Genomic DNA, 13,579 nt, shown 5'->3' on the forward strand with positions numbered 1-13,579 from the left:
AGGAGGCAACTGTCATGCCGAAAAATGAAAAAGAACGCTTCACTCAGGATCAGATTGAAGAACTTGCAGGAGGGTATAAACAATCCGATAACCGAATGCCTAAAAGAAAACGAAGCGTTGTCAAGGGTGATGGCATCGCCACAAAGCGTCCGCAATAATGACAGACTCCCCTCCCGAGTTGGAAGATCACTCGAAGGGGAGTTTTTTTAGTTGATATCATAAAGCATTTCAAGCTATGATTGTACATGATGATGAATATAAAAGGAGGTCATACATATGGTGGAAGTGACTTTTAAAGGGAATCCCATCACATTGTTAGGTGACGAAGTTATGGCAGGTGTTAAGGCACCGAATTTCACCGCTTTAGATAACAGCCTTGCTGAAAAGACGCTTAATGATTATCAAGGCATACGCATCATCAGTGTCGTGCCGTCACTTGATACAGGTGTTTGTGACGCGCAAACACGCCGTTTTAACGAAGAACTGGCGACAGTGGATAATGCAACGGTCATTACGGTCAGTGTGGATCTGCCGTTTGCACAAAAACGATGGTGCGGATCAGCGGGTTTGGAACATGCCGTTACCTTATCGGATCACAGGGATTTATCCTTCGGAAAGGCATACGGGGTTGTGATGGAAGAACTTAGGCTGCTCGCCCGTTCAGTTTTTGTCATAGACAGTGCCGACAATGTTGTCTATGCCGAATACGTTAAGGAAGGCACAGACCATCCCGACTATGAAAAAGCAATCGAGGCCGCAAAGGCAGCGGAATAAATTAATAAATCTAACAAGGTGAAAAACTCCGGTTTCGTATAAACCGGAGTTTTCACTTTGAATGTCACTGAGAATTTTTGTATCATTTATGAAGTGACATGCGGATTTTAAGGAGGATACTTATGAACGAGCCATCCATTGTTCAGCATCTGTTTGATGTGTTAGATCAATCAGCGTCTCTCATTGAGGAAAGTCAGTCCGTGACCTATCTTGAAGCACTGTGTATGACAGCTGAAAATATTCATCAGGACAGAATCGTACAAAAGGATTTAGAAAAACAGCTTGGTCCTTTATATGATACGTTTTTCCGCGAAGGCATGACAGCTGAAGATGTCCGACGTGCCTATCAGCTCGCCGTTTTAAAGGGAATGAAGACAGGTACACAGCTGAACCATCAGATGACCCCTGATAGTATCGTTTTATTCATGGGTTATTTGCTTTCGAAGCTCTTGCCTTCCGATACATTTTCAATGCTCGACCCGGCCGCGGGCACTTGTAATTTGCTGACGGGTATGATAAACCAATCCCAGTCAGAGACTATAGAGGGGTATGCCGTTGAAGTTGATGATTTGCTTATAAAAGTTGCTTATAATAATGCAAACTTACAACAAAGAAATATAGAGTTTTTCCATCAGGACAGCCTCAGGCCAATGCTTATTGACCCTGTTGACATCACCGTTTGCGATGTGCCGGTCGGCTATTATCCCGACAAGGAAAATGCCAGTCAATTTACATTGAGTAATATAAACGGCCAAATCTACAGCCACTTTTTAATGATCGAACAGGGATTGAAATATACTAAGGAGGCTGGTTACCTTATGTATTTAGTGCCGAATGACCTTTTCTCACAGGATGAGGGTAATAAGCTTCATGGCTTTTTGAAGGATCAAGCTGTTATTATAGGGCTGCTCCAATTACCGGCATCAATGTTCAAGGATCAGAGACACGCCAAAAGCATCATGATCATGCAAAAGAAAGGGCCTGATGTTGAGCCGCCAAAGCAAGCCTTATTGGCTGAACTGCCCAGCTTTTCAAATGAACGGGCATTATCTGAAATGATGACGAGAATAAACGATTGGTTCCATAGTCATTGGTCCAAACAAAAATGAGTGCTAGCAAGAAGGAGTGACAACGATTGGCAACAATAATGGCCATTAATGCAGGCAGCTCCTCGCTGAAATTTCAGCTTTTGGACATGCCTGAAGAGAAAGTCATAACAAAAGGTTTAATTGAAAGAATCGGAATGTCTCAATCGATTTTTACCATTGAGGTTAAGGGTGAAAAGAAAAAAGAGGTCATTTCCATACCGGACCATGGGCAAGCCGTTAAGATTTTATTGGACAGGCTGACATCCCTAGGGATAATTTCTTCCTTAGACAAAATAGATGGCATCGGTCATCGTGTTGTACACGGCGGCGAAATATTTAACGATTCAGTCTTGATCAATGATCATGTTCTGAGTGAGATTGAAAAGGTATCCGATTTGGCTCCGCTCCATAATCCAGCCAACATTGTGGGAATTAAGGCATTTAAAAAAGTGCTTCCAACCGTGCCGGCGGTTGCTGTCTTTGACACAGCTTTCCACCAGACAATGCCGAACCGCTCTTTTCTGTATAGCATACCTTATGATTATTATAAAAAATATGGCATCCGTAAATATGGATTCCATGGGACATCACATAAATATGTCACTCAGCGCGCATCTGAACTTTTAGGTCGTCCGCTTGATCAATTGCGTCTCATTTCTTGCCATCTCGGAAATGGTGCAAGTATTGCTGCTGTTGAAGGCGGAAAATCAATCGATACATCAATGGGTTTCACACCGCTGGCGGGAGTTATGATGGGGACGCGCTCTGGCAACATTGACCCCGCTTTAATCCCCTATATTATGGAAAGGACCGGTCAATCGGCTGTTGAAGTGCTTGATACCTTAAATAAAAAAAGCGGTTTACTTGGTGTATCCGGCTTTTCAAGTGACTTAAGGGATATCGAAGAAGAGGCGGAGAATGGCAATGAGCGTGCTGAACTTGCCTTAGAGGTTTTCGCTGCAAGAATTCACAAATACTTAGGCTCATACGCTGCAAAAATGCATGGTCTTGATGCGATCATTTTTACAGCCGGCATTGGTGAAAATAGCACAACCATAAGGGATAAAGTGCTTACTGGATTGGAATTTATGGGTGTCTATTGGGATCCAGCTCTTAATATGGTAAGGGGTAAGGAAACATTCGTTAATTATCCGCATTCACCGGTAAAAGTCATCGTGATCCCGACAAATGAAGAAGTCATGATAGCTAGGGATACAGTCCGGTTATCCCAGTGATTTAGAAAGCTTGGCGATTTCGCGCCAAGTTTTTTATAATGAAAGAAACGTCTTTTATAAGGAGAGATCTCGTGGCATTGACTAAAGCGGAAGAAGAAATGCTGGAACGGATTAATAAATGGGAAAATCGTTTTTTTCACTATGAACCAACGGACTTTAGCGTCCTTTATCAATCATGGATTCGTCGCTCACAGGACAACCTATCTCCTGAATGGGTTTCGAAAGCAAATCATACAATAGATCGGCTTGTTTTTCATTTGCAATCCCTGATTCAAAGTACCGAGTGGATGAAAAATGGCAGGGATAAGATATTAACAGAAGCGCGAGCCATTGATAGCGGCATTAAAGATATCGATGATTTGAAACAATTATCCGTCCATCAACTGGCTTTTATTGCGCAAAAGCATATAGGCAAACAGCGCCTTATCTCATCACTTCAAGGGGGAATGACCGGAACAGGGGGGCTTTTCCTTTTAACGCTGGATGTTCCGTTGTCGATAGCGTTACAATTGTACGCCGTTCAATTAATTGCATTAACTTATGGCTATGAGGTCATGCTTCCTGGGGAGATGATGACGGCATTAAAGGTTTTTCATATCGGTCTTTTGCCAAAAAGGTTGAAAAGATCCGCCTGGATTGAAGTTGAGAAGGAAGTCATTGAGGGGGAAGTCAATCCCTATTTTTATGAAGGACAGGAAATCATGAATCCTTCATGGGTCGGGAGCGGCATCAAACAAATAGGCAAGACGGTCGTGATCAGCTCTTTAAAAAAGAAAATGCTTCAGGGTGTTCCCATTCTGGGCATTGCGTTTGGAGCAGGGCTTAACTATGCCCAAGCACGGCAGGTCACTGATATTGCCCATCACTTTTATCAAAAGCGTTGTTTGATGGAAAGGACGGTTTAATAAAATGAGTGTCAATGAACATAAGTCAAAGCGTTATGTTAATTGCCGCACTGCTGTCATAACCGTAAGCGATACGAGAGGCGAGGCATCAGACAAAAGCGGCCGGTTAATTAAACAGCTCCTCTTGGAAAAAGATTTTACTGTAGCGGATTACGCCATTGTGAAAGACGATAAAGAAGCGATCCGTCATGCCATCACATACCGTCTTGCGGGAAGCGATGCCATCCTGATTAACGGCGGAACGGGCATTGCCACGCGGGATGTCACGCTGGAAGCGGTTAAACCATTGATTGAAAGAGAACTCCCCGGGTTTGGCGAGTTATTCAGAATGCTTAGTTATACTGAAGATATTGGATCGGCTGCTCTTTTAAGTCGTGCTCTAGCGGGTACCATTGGCAGGACAGTTATTTTTTCAATGCCGGGGTCTTCGGGCGCAGTTAAATTAGCAATGGAAAAATTGATTCTTCCCGAATTGCATCATATCATTCATGAATTGAACAAATAAATATCTTAACTACATAAATCCTAATATTTTCTCAAAAGCTAAACACGAAGAGCTTAGGCTTTTCTACTTTAGCTTAAGGGGGAAGCAGCGTGCCTGATAAAAAAAACAGAAACACAGCATTAGAGTTTGACCAAGACGGTGAAAGTCTCGTGCAGCAGCAGTTAACGGAAGCTTATCAAAGCGGTGTTGTGGACAGTTTTATTACCGACAAAAATGTTTTCACTGGTGAGCCGGCGGATGATGTGGATCCAAAAGAATAGTAAAAATAAAAGACTGCCGAAAGGCAGTCTTTTATTTTTCAACAATAGATCCTTTCGTTTATAATTTTATATAAGAAGATCAATTAAGGGGGCAGGTGAGAATGATGCGTCATGTATTGATTACAGGGGGATCAAAAGGAATTGGAAAGATGGTCGCTAAAGCCTTTTTAGATAAAAGCTATTCGGTAACAATCAACTACCGTAGTGACGACCAGGCCGCTCATAGGCTTAATCAGGAGCTCGGGCCTTATGCTGAACATATCCAATTGTTGCAAGGTGACATAACAAAAAGGGATGATATCGATCGGATTGTCAGCCAAACACTGGAACGGTTTAACCGTGTTGATTGCTTGATTAATAATGCCGGTCCGTTTGTTTTTGAACGTAAGAAGCTCGTTGATCATACCGAGAGCGAATGGAAGGAAATGATTGAAGGGAATTTAAGCAGTGTTTTTCATTTGGTTAAGCAAATCGTTCCGGTGATGAGAAAGCAACGTTTTGGCAGGATTATTACATATGGCTTCCAAAATGCTGATTCAGCTCCTGGTTGGCTTGATCATGGGGCTTTTGCGGCAGGGAAAGTCGGGTTGGTATCTTTGACAAAAACATTGGCGATTGAGGAAGCAGGGCATGGCATTACAGCTAACATGGTATGTCCAGGCATTATTTTACCTGATATGAAGGAAGCGACGATTGAGGAAGCCAAACGATCAGGACAACAAAGAACACCTATGGGCCGCTCTGAGACTGGAGAAGATATTGCCAGATCGATTCTCTTTTTGTGTCAAGAACAATCCGATATGATTTCTGGCACCGTGATGGATATGACTGGCACGCTTGAGGTTATTAATCGCTTTCGGCCCTCGTTCGATGAATAAAATAAGTGCGGTTGCCTCAAGTTAACGAAGAGGTGATCAGAATGAAACGGTTAATTGTCTGGTTGTTTATATTTGCTGCCTTTCCAATGGTAATTGCTCATGCCTCAAGCCTTGCGAATCAAAGTTCTTTAAAGGTGACAGTTTGGATGAATGGTGATGAGTATGAATGGGAGTACACCAATCCTAATGAATTTGAATTCGAAAAAGGGAATAAAGTCATTAAAGGCAATAAAGCAGAAGCAAAGGTAAAAGACATCTATAACCTCTTACACATTTCGAAGGATGCTAAGGTTGAAGATATGGTGTCAGCTTTAAAAAAGCATGGTTACAATGATATTGATCGGTTAGATGTCAGAGTTATTGATCGTGATGACGCCTTGTTCACTTGGGTATGGCACAAAAACTGATTTTACCCCCTTTTTTTCCTCTTGCGATTAGGTTATGATGAAAAGACAAGTTAATAAGAACTAGGGGTGTCCAATGAGTTGGGCTGAGAGAAGAACGCATTGAGGTTCTTTAACCCTCGGGACCTGATCTGGTTCACACCAGCGTGGGGAAGTTAGTCAATATTGTTTCGCTTTGTTGAAGCATTTTGAATACCATCCTGGGTCCAAATTGGATCCGGGTTTTTTGCCGTTTTTAGAAGGGAGGCAGCACACGATGTCTGAATGTCATATTCTATCGACTGGAAACCAGACGATAGAAAAGATTACTCAAATCATAAATCCTCTTATTCATAACATCACGGCTTTCCATCTTCGCGAGAAACATCGATCTGAGACAGAACTAAATATGTGGGTTGATCATCTTATTGCAAGTGGCATCCCAAAAGAAAAAATAGTGGTCAATACATATTATAATTTGGCCGGAAAAATGGGAATAAGAGGAGTTCATCTTCCGGAAAATGGTCCGCCGCCCCATATCATCAAACAGTTATACCCCGAACTCATCGTAGGCTGCTCGGTTCATTCTGGACAAAGTGCCAGAGAAAAAATATCGCTAGGGCCGGATTATGTGATGTACGGTAACATTTTTCCGACAAAGTGCAAGCCCGGGCTTAAGGGTAGGGGACTGAGGGAATTAGCTGAAATGGCAAAAATAGCGCCAGTGCCTGTTATAGCAGTTGGCGGCATGTCGCCCCTCAACACCCAGGACGTCCTCCAGCATGGTGCTTCGGGAATCGCAGTCATGTCAGGTGTGATGGAAGCGGAACGTCCCATGGAAATGTGCCGTCAATATGTTAATCAACTAAAGGAGGTGAAGTACAATGGGAAAAAGGTATGATGCCCTAATTGTCGGCGGCGGTGTGATTGGCTGCTCCATTGCCTACCATTTGGCGAAAGTTGGGAAGGATGTGCTGCTAGTCGAAAAAGACCGCATAGGATCACAAGCGTCAAGTGCCGCAGCGGGAATGCTTGGTGTTCAGGCTGAACTAGAAGAAGACGGTCCGTTATTTCAACTTGCCCGCAAAAGCCGTGATATGTTCCCTAACCTTGCGCAGGAGCTTAGGGAGATCACAGGGATAGATATTGCCTTAATTAAATCGGGAGCGTTAAAGCCGGCATTTACAAACGAACAATTGGAGTCTTTCGAACAAACAGCATCATGGCAAACTCAGAATGGCGAAAAAGCAATCATGTTAAATAAAGATGATGTTTTGACTAAAGAACCAGCTCTCACTGACGATGTGAAAGGTGCCTTATACTTTCCTAATGAGGCTCAAGTGTCGCCTGTAGATTTAACCCATGCTTTAGTTAAAGGAGCGCAATATTATGGTGCGAAAATCAGAGAATTTACCGATGTATTATCACTTCATATAGAAGATCAGGAGATAAAAGGAGTGGACACCGTTGCAGGCACATTTTTGGCAGAAGCGGTGATCATTGCTTCAGGAGCCTGGAGCAAACAGTGGTTTCGTCATCAGCCCCATGTTGATATCTACCCAGTCAAAGGTGAAGCATTGTGTGTCGAAACGAGCACGCCACTACTAACAACAACAATCTTTTCGAAAGATTGCTATATTACTCCGAAAAAAGGGCATGACATCTACATTGGTGCGACAATGACACCTTATGATTTCAGCAAGTCAGTGTCTGTCAACGGATTAAGCTCTTTATTAGAAAAGGCACAAAGACTGCTTCCTAGTCTCGCAGATGCCGACGTGAAGCAGGTATGGTCGGGGCTGCGTCCCATGACGAATGATGGTTTGCCTTTTATTGGCAAGGACACCCAGCTTGAAAACTTGTTTTATGCCACTGGGCATTATCGAAATGGTATTTTACTAAGTCCTATAACAGGTTTGATAACCGCACGCTTGATTACTGAAGGTTATGAAAACATTGACCTGTTAACACCGTTTCAATATGACCGGCTTAAGGAGGTGAACAGACGTGAGTATCAGGTTAAATGGTGAACATATAGAGCTGCCCGACAGCATTAAAACCATAGAGGATTTACTCCAGCATTTTCACCTGCAAAACAAAATGATGATTGTAGAGCAAAACCGGGAAATTATCGATCAAAAAGCATTCAAATTAAAAAAATTAAACAACGACGATCACATTGAAATCGTCCATTTTGTTGGAGGAGGATGAGAGGCAATGCTTAAAATTGGGAAAAAATCATTCCAGTCACGCTTATTATTAGGTACTGGCAAGTTTGAAAACTTCGACATTCAAAAACAAGCTGTTGAGGCTTCTGGAACTGAAATCCTTACGTTTGCGGTGCGAAGGATGAATGTGTTCGAACCGAAAGCGCCAAATTTCCTTGAAATGATTGATATTGATCGGTACACGCTTCTTCCGAACACCGCGGGAGCGGCAACTGCGGAAGAAGCAGTCCGTACGGCACGATTAGCAAAGGCTTCCGGTTTATGCGATATGATAAAGGTTGAGGTGATTGGCGACGACCGGTCATTGCTTCCCGATCCAATTGAAACATATAAAGCATGCGAAGAGCTCCTTAAAGAGGGTTTTACGGTATTACCTTATATTTCTGATGATGTTGTATTGGCTAAAAGATTGGAAAGTCTTGGCGTTCATGCGATCATGCCTGGAGCTTCACCGATTGGCTCGGGTCAAGGCATTCTAAATCCGGTCAATCTTCAGCTAATGACTGAAACAATGAATATACCGGTCATTGTGGATGCAGGAATTGGATCGCCCGCGGATGCTGCACAAGCAATGTCATTGGGTGCTGAAGCTGTGTTATTGAATACGGCAGTCTCCGGGGCAGATAATCCTGTCAAAATGGCAAAAGCAATGAAAATGGCGGTTGAAGCTGGCAGGCTTGGCCTTGAGGCGGGTAGAATAGACAAGAGGTCTTACGCTGTTCCCAGCAGCCCCTTGGAGGGGTTGAGTATTATTGAATAACAGATATTCCCGGCAAGTCCGTTTTCGCCCTATTGGTGAATCAGGACAGCAGGAGCTGCAAAAAAAACAAGTGTTGGTCGTCGGAGCGGGTGCATTAGGAACAAATATTTCCGAAATGCTCGTCAGGGCCGGAGTCGGTAAGCTGACAATCATTGACAGGGATTTTGTTGAATGGAGCAACCTCCAGCGCCAGCAATTGTATACAGAAAAGGATGCACAGGAAGCTGTACCTAAGGCGACAGCTGCAGCGGCCCATCTTAGAAAAATCAATTCGTCTGTTGAAATAGAGGGTATTGCAGGGGAATTTAACCCGAATTATTCAGAAGACCTTTTTCGGCAGTATGATCTTATTCTTGATGCCACAGATAACTTTGATACACGGTTGGTCATAAATGATATGGCGCAGAAACACAAAATCCCATGGGTTTACGGCGGCTGTACGGGTAGTGTTGGGATGACATTCACCATCATCCCTAATCTGACGCCTTGCTTATCCTGTCTGATGGGGAATTTGCCGTTCCAGGCGGAAACTTGTGATACAGTGGGGATCATTGCACCAATTGTTCAATGGGTTACTGCCCAGCAGGTGACAGAAGCGTTGAAAATCCTTACAGGTGCTAATGACGAATTGAGAATGACGCTGTTATTTCACGACATCTGGAAAAATCATTCATCTTCTATTAAGGTTAGTCGACTTAAAAAAGAAGATTGTCCGTCATGCGGGGAAAATGCTGTATTTCCTCATTTGGACATTGGAAATCAAACGAAATCAACCATTTTATGCGGGAGAGACACTGTGCAGATTAGGCCTGGTCAAAACTCACCAGTCAATTTTGATCGGATCAAAAAAGCGTTGAAGGAAGAATGCATGGATGTCTTAGAAAACGACTTTCTGATACAGGCAAACATTGAAAACCATCGCATTGTTCTGTTTAATGACGGCCGTGCGCTTATTCACGGCACGAAGGATCCGGCAGCAGCTAAAGAATTATATCATCAGCTGTTGGCAAAATGAAGATGATGAAAACCCTTAGTTTAGTAGGAGCTAAGGGTTTTCATTATTAAAACATTAAGGAATGATTTGCAGTGTCTTTGGATAATTCGTTAAGGTAACAGGGCCTTGCTCACTTAAATATACATCATCCTCGATGCGGACACCGCCGACATCCGGAACATAAATGCCAGGTTCAATGGTGTAGACCATTCCTGTTTTTAAAACATCATCATTATTCTCACTCATGGATGGCGCTTCATGAGCCCCTAAGCCAAGACCATGTCCAAGGCGGTGGGGAAAATAGTCACCGTAACCTTTATCAGTAATAATGTTTCTCGCGATCCGGTCAAGGTCGCCAATCCGCAACCCAGCCCTGGACGCTTTGATTGCTTCGGTTTCAGCCTGGAGAACAGTATCATAAATTTCAGCCTGTTCATCACTGGCATGCTTGTAACAAACAGTCCGCGTAATGTCAGAACAATAACCGTCAACAACCACACCTAAATCAAATAACACAAAGTCGCCTTCCTTGATTTGGCGCTTGCCCGGGTTGCCATGCGGTGCTGCACTGTTTTCTCCAGCCAGAACCATTGTGTCAAAAGCCATTTCTGGATAGCCGCGTTTGGTCAGCTCATATTCGATTTCAGCGATGATTGCTTGTTCAGTTCTTCCCTTTTTGATGGCATTAACACCGACTGAAACGGCATAATCAGCAAGTTCGGCCGCCTTTTTCAATGTCGTCAATTCTTGCTCATCCTTAATTGTTCTCAATGAACCAAGGAAAGCATCGATAGGTTCAAACATGAGACGATCATTGAACTTTTGAAGAGAAAGGGCTTTTTGGTAAGGCAGTGTAGCACTTTCGATGGCCGCCTTTTGTTTGCCGCTGAATTCTTTGTCTTTCATTACCCTATGGATCAGCTCCCATGGATCTTCGTGATCTTGGTAACCGATGATTTCATGGCACCAGCCTGCTGCTTTGGCTTGGCCTGCCTCCATTTTTGGGCAAACTAGGAATGGCTCAACTTCTGGGAAAATGAACAATCCAAGCAATCTTTCATGCGGTTCACACATAAATTTAGTAAAGTAAAAGACGTTTTTGGGTTCCGAAATAAATGCAAACGCCAAATTGTTAGTTTGAAGCCATTTCTCTACATGGCCGATTCGTTCTGTCAAACTTTTTCACTCCTATCAAAAATTAAAGACTTAAGACTTATATCTAATTTAACACAATCGCCAGCTACATAAAAAAGATTCACCCAAATAAAAAGGATTGAAACCTTTTTTATTGAATATCGTAATACATAAGGACCACAGAAAGAGAGTGAGGTGACAATATGGGGCTCTTATCCCGGTTATTTCAGAAGAAGAAGGACATTCCCAAGGTTGAAAAACGCACCTTAATGAATATAAAGGTGGGTGACATGATAACTTATGAACTGGAAGATTATCAGATCGTGGGGAAGCTGACCTTTAATGATCATGGCTATCAGTGGCATGAGTATCAGCTCGAAGGCACGAATGACACGATTTGGGTCAACGTAGAACTGGATGACGAATTAGAAGTCAGTGTGTATAAGAAAATCAAATTGAAGCTTTCCGAACCGATACCTGATAAAATAGAATCTGATGGCATAGCCTATTATTTGGATGAAAAAGGGACAGCGAACGTCTCCGGGCAAGGGCGCAGCGCTAATGTCAGCGGACAGCAAGTCACCTACTACGACTTTTGTGATAAAGAGGATGAGCATTACCTATCTGTTGAAATTTGGGGCGGCGATATTGAAGTAAGCCAAGGGCAAGCCGCCGAGGATTATGATTTCAATATCATTGCCGGCAGTTAAAAATAAGGAGGAAAAAAATCGATGTTTACTTTTTTTAAACGTATTAAAACAGTGATGTCTTCGGAATTAAATGCGATGCTAGATAAAGCGGAAGATCCGGTAAAAATGCTTGATCAATTCATGCGGGAGATGGCTGAGGATATTCGCGAGGCCGAAACCGCGGTTGCTAAGCAGATGGCAAATGGAAAAATGCTGCATAAAAAATACCAAGATGCTGAAAAATTAGTTGAGAAAAGGCAAAATCAAGCCGTTAAAGCACTTGAAGCCGGCAATGAGGACTTAGCAAAGCGTGCTCTCCTAGATAAAAAGCAGCACGAATCACAGGCAACAACGCTTAAGGAAGCTTGGGAGAGGGCGAATAAAGATACAGATGATCTCCGTCAAAAGCTGAAAGAAATGAAAAATGAATATCAAGAAATGGATCTTAAGCGCGACTCATTGAAAGCCCGTGCCGAAACAGCGAAGACCAAAACAAAAATCAACCGGTCGATGTCATCTATTGGCTCAGATGAATCCCGTCAAGGTTTCAGTCGCATGGAAGAAAAAGTGCTTCGTTTTGAAGCTGAAGCGGAGACCAGTGAAGATATGCGTTCTGCCAATAAAAGCCTGGACGATGAACTGGATGCATTGGATGATAAAGACGGTGTTGATGATGAACTGGCAGAACTTAAGAAAAAATTGGGGAAAGAATAATCCTTTCCCCTTTTTAATGGGGTGTCATTATGAAGGCTTTTATGGTTTTTTGCTTGTTGATCTCGACTTGCCTTCTTTCAGCTTGCACAGGGCTTTTCAATAAGGACACAATATTAGATATTGTTAAGGATAAATATCAAATTGATGATACGGTCAAAAGCAGCGTTAATCAAGACGATACGGCCATGATTTTCCTCGCAAAGAATCAAAGTATTGATGACGTATCAAAAGCCTTGCAAAAGGAAAAGAAGCCTGACCGTGCGAGTAACAGGGTTGATAATAAAAAGGTTCTTGTTTATGAAAACTATTTTGTCACCCTTACGAAAGATGATAAAGATCCTAAGGATACCAATATTGAGGTCGCAACATATGGCTTTGTCAGAGATAATTATCGTCCTAGTTTTTTTGATGGCTTACTTGCTTATTACATACTTGATAACTTATTTGATGTTGACGATTGGCATAGAAAACAAGGGAGACGCTGTTATGCAACAAATGGTTGTTACCAAGGGTATAACCATTCGGGAGGGCATTATAAAGGACCTGGATCAAAACCGTTGTTTCGCAGCTCGTCTATTAGAGGCGGGGGACCTAACGCAGGAAAATAGTGATTGAGAGGTGACATTCATTGAGCGGAAGTGCTGTATTATTAACCTTTTTATATTTTATTGCTTCGATTGTTATTGTCTTTATTGGTGTTCTTTTATTTGAACTTGTGACGACCAAATACAAGGATTGGGAAGAAATAGCTGATGGCAATATTGCTGTAGCATTTTCAGTCGGCGGCAAAATCATTGGCTTATCCATCATCTTATTATTCTCAATCATTGAGAATGATTCAATTTGGGCCACCCTGCTGTGGGGCGCATATGGTATTGTATTGCAGCTGATTGTCTACTACCTCTTTGAATTCTTGACAATGAAATTTTCAGTACAAGATAAGCTTAAGGAACGGAATACAGCCGTAGGGGTTATCTCGTTCTGTGCGTCAGTAGGGGTAGCATTGGTGATTGGCGCATCCATTACATGATT

Annotated in this window: 19 protein-coding genes and 1 riboswitch; of the genes, 18 read left to right on the top strand and 1 reads right to left on the bottom strand. The window is 42.7% G+C overall.

Going from position 1 to position 13,579, the window contains the following annotated elements; all coding sequences use genetic code 11:
* Positions 1–14 precede the first annotated feature (14 nt).
* From EV207_RS22870 to EV207_RS00205, 14 genes are all read left to right on the top strand, one after another.
* Positions 15–158 (top strand): hypothetical protein, encoded by a 144-nt coding sequence (locus EV207_RS22870; RefSeq protein ID WP_165886785.1) that lies wholly within the window; start codon positions 15–17, stop codon positions 156–158.
* Positions 159–276: 118 nt separating this feature from the next.
* Positions 277–774, top strand: a complete 498-nt coding sequence (tpx, locus tag EV207_RS00150) for a thiol peroxidase (RefSeq protein ID WP_132742580.1) — start codon at positions 277–279, stop codon at positions 772–774.
* Between the two features lie 122 nt (positions 775–896).
* A complete protein-coding gene (locus EV207_RS00155; protein ID WP_132742581.1) occupies positions 897–1,883 on the top strand; it encodes a class I SAM-dependent methyltransferase in 987 nt (328 codons plus the stop codon).
* A 26-nt stretch (positions 1,884–1,909) separates the two neighbouring features.
* Positions 1,910–3,097, top strand: a complete 1,188-nt coding sequence (locus tag EV207_RS00160) for an acetate kinase (protein ID WP_132742582.1) — start codon at positions 1,910–1,912, stop codon at positions 3,095–3,097.
* A 71-nt stretch (positions 3,098–3,168) separates the two neighbouring features.
* Positions 3,169–4,002 carry an EcsC family protein gene (locus EV207_RS00165; protein WP_165886786.1) on the top strand — a complete coding sequence of 278 codons (834 nt, stop codon included), beginning with the start codon at positions 3,169–3,171 and terminating at the stop codon, positions 4,000–4,002.
* Positions 4,003–4,006: 4 nt separating this feature from the next.
* On the top strand, positions 4,007–4,507 hold the full coding sequence (locus EV207_RS00170) for a MogA/MoaB family molybdenum cofactor biosynthesis protein (RefSeq protein ID WP_132742584.1): 501 nt from the start codon (positions 4,007–4,009) through the stop codon (positions 4,505–4,507).
* A gap of 89 nt (positions 4,508–4,596) precedes the next feature.
* Positions 4,597–4,767 (top strand): hypothetical protein, encoded by a 171-nt coding sequence (locus tag EV207_RS22875; RefSeq protein WP_165886787.1) that lies wholly within the window; start codon positions 4,597–4,599, stop codon positions 4,765–4,767.
* 104 nt (positions 4,768–4,871) lie between these two features.
* The gene (locus tag EV207_RS00175) at positions 4,872–5,645 is read left to right on the top strand and encodes an SDR family oxidoreductase (RefSeq protein ID WP_132742960.1); all 774 of its coding nucleotides are present in this window, start codon (positions 4,872–4,874) and stop codon (positions 5,643–5,645) included.
* A gap of 41 nt (positions 5,646–5,686) precedes the next feature.
* Positions 5,687–6,052 (top strand): hypothetical protein, encoded by a 366-nt coding sequence (locus EV207_RS00180; protein WP_132742585.1) that lies wholly within the window; start codon positions 5,687–5,689, stop codon positions 6,050–6,052.
* A 52-nt stretch (positions 6,053–6,104) separates the two neighbouring features.
* Positions 6,105–6,219: riboswitch (TPP riboswitch) on the top strand.
* 86 nt (positions 6,220–6,305) lie between these two features.
* Positions 6,306–6,929 (top strand): thiamine phosphate synthase, encoded by a 624-nt coding sequence (locus tag EV207_RS00185; RefSeq protein ID WP_132742586.1) that lies wholly within the window; start codon positions 6,306–6,308, stop codon positions 6,927–6,929.
* Positions 6,913–8,058 (top strand): glycine oxidase ThiO, encoded by a 1,146-nt coding sequence (thiO, locus tag EV207_RS00190; protein WP_132742587.1) that lies wholly within the window; start codon positions 6,913–6,915, stop codon positions 8,056–8,058. The genes EV207_RS00185 and thiO overlap by 17 nt, the downstream gene beginning before the upstream one ends.
* Positions 8,036–8,239, top strand: a complete 204-nt coding sequence (thiS, locus tag EV207_RS00195) for a sulfur carrier protein ThiS (protein WP_132742588.1) — start codon at positions 8,036–8,038, stop codon at positions 8,237–8,239. The genes thiO and thiS overlap by 23 nt, the downstream gene beginning before the upstream one ends.
* A gap of 6 nt (positions 8,240–8,245) precedes the next feature.
* On the top strand, positions 8,246–9,016 hold the full coding sequence (locus EV207_RS00200) for a thiazole synthase (protein WP_132742589.1): 771 nt from the start codon (positions 8,246–8,248) through the stop codon (positions 9,014–9,016).
* Positions 9,009–10,031 carry a ThiF family adenylyltransferase gene (locus EV207_RS00205; RefSeq protein ID WP_132742590.1) on the top strand — a complete coding sequence of 341 codons (1,023 nt, stop codon included), beginning with the start codon at positions 9,009–9,011 and terminating at the stop codon, positions 10,029–10,031. The genes EV207_RS00200 and EV207_RS00205 overlap by 8 nt, the downstream gene beginning before the upstream one ends.
* A gap of 54 nt (positions 10,032–10,085) precedes the next feature.
* Here EV207_RS00205 and EV207_RS00210 read toward each other — a convergent pair whose 3' ends face one another.
* Complete coding sequence (locus EV207_RS00210; protein ID WP_132742591.1) at positions 10,086–11,186, bottom strand: M24 family metallopeptidase; 1,101 nt, start codon at positions 11,184–11,186, stop codon at positions 10,086–10,088.
* Positions 11,187–11,434: 248 nt separating this feature from the next.
* Here EV207_RS00210 and EV207_RS00215 point away from each other — a divergent pair, with 248 nt between their 5' ends.
* Genes EV207_RS00215 through EV207_RS00230 form a run of 4 tightly spaced genes read left to right on the top strand, consistent with a single transcriptional unit; the run spans position 11,435 to position 13,577 of the window.
* Positions 11,435–11,854 (top strand): DUF4178 domain-containing protein, encoded by a 420-nt coding sequence (locus EV207_RS00215; RefSeq protein ID WP_243646894.1) that lies wholly within the window; start codon positions 11,435–11,437, stop codon positions 11,852–11,854.
* Between the two features lie 21 nt (positions 11,855–11,875).
* The gene (locus tag EV207_RS00220; protein ID WP_132742593.1) at positions 11,876–12,547 is read left to right on the top strand and encodes a PspA/IM30 family protein; all 672 of its coding nucleotides are present in this window, start codon (positions 11,876–11,878) and stop codon (positions 12,545–12,547) included.
* 29 nt (positions 12,548–12,576) lie between these two features.
* The gene (locus EV207_RS00225; protein WP_132742594.1) at positions 12,577–13,155 is read left to right on the top strand and encodes a DUF4247 domain-containing protein; all 579 of its coding nucleotides are present in this window, start codon (positions 12,577–12,579) and stop codon (positions 13,153–13,155) included.
* Positions 13,156–13,175: 20 nt separating this feature from the next.
* Positions 13,176–13,577, top strand: coding sequence for a DUF350 domain-containing protein (locus tag EV207_RS00230; RefSeq protein ID WP_132742595.1), 402 nt, complete (start codon positions 13,176–13,178; stop codon positions 13,575–13,577).
* Positions 13,578–13,579: the final 2 nt, after the last annotated feature.

The sequence above is a fragment of the Scopulibacillus darangshiensis genome, assembly GCF_004341035.1.
In the GTDB taxonomy this organism is placed as follows: domain Bacteria; phylum Bacillota; class Bacilli; order Bacillales; family Sporolactobacillaceae; genus Scopulibacillus; species Scopulibacillus darangshiensis.

Coding starts and splice junctions, on each gene's coding strand:
- EV207_RS22870 (WP_165886785.1), top strand. CDS start 15: ATGCCGAAAAATGAAAAAGAACGCTTCACTCAGGATCAGATTGAAGAA.
- tpx (WP_132742580.1), top strand. CDS start 277: ATGGTGGAAGTGACTTTTAAAGGGAATCCCATCACATTGTTAGGTGAC.
- EV207_RS00155 (WP_132742581.1), top strand. CDS start 897: ATGAACGAGCCATCCATTGTTCAGCATCTGTTTGATGTGTTAGATCAA.
- EV207_RS00170 (WP_132742584.1), top strand. CDS start 4,007: ATGAGTGTCAATGAACATAAGTCAAAGCGTTATGTTAATTGCCGCACT.
- EV207_RS00175 (WP_132742960.1), top strand. CDS start 4,872: ATGCGTCATGTATTGATTACAGGGGGATCAAAAGGAATTGGAAAGATG.
- EV207_RS00180 (WP_132742585.1), top strand. CDS start 5,687: ATGAAACGGTTAATTGTCTGGTTGTTTATATTTGCTGCCTTTCCAATG.
- EV207_RS00185 (WP_132742586.1), top strand. CDS start 6,306: ATGTCTGAATGTCATATTCTATCGACTGGAAACCAGACGATAGAAAAG.
- thiO (WP_132742587.1), top strand. CDS start 6,913: ATGGGAAAAAGGTATGATGCCCTAATTGTCGGCGGCGGTGTGATTGGC.
- EV207_RS00200 (WP_132742589.1), top strand. CDS start 8,246: ATGCTTAAAATTGGGAAAAAATCATTCCAGTCACGCTTATTATTAGGT.
- EV207_RS00215 (WP_243646894.1), top strand. CDS start 11,435: ATGATAACTTATGAACTGGAAGATTATCAGATCGTGGGGAAGCTGACC.
- EV207_RS00220 (WP_132742593.1), top strand. CDS start 11,876: ATGTTTACTTTTTTTAAACGTATTAAAACAGTGATGTCTTCGGAATTA.
- EV207_RS00225 (WP_132742594.1), top strand. CDS start 12,577: ATGAAGGCTTTTATGGTTTTTTGCTTGTTGATCTCGACTTGCCTTCTT.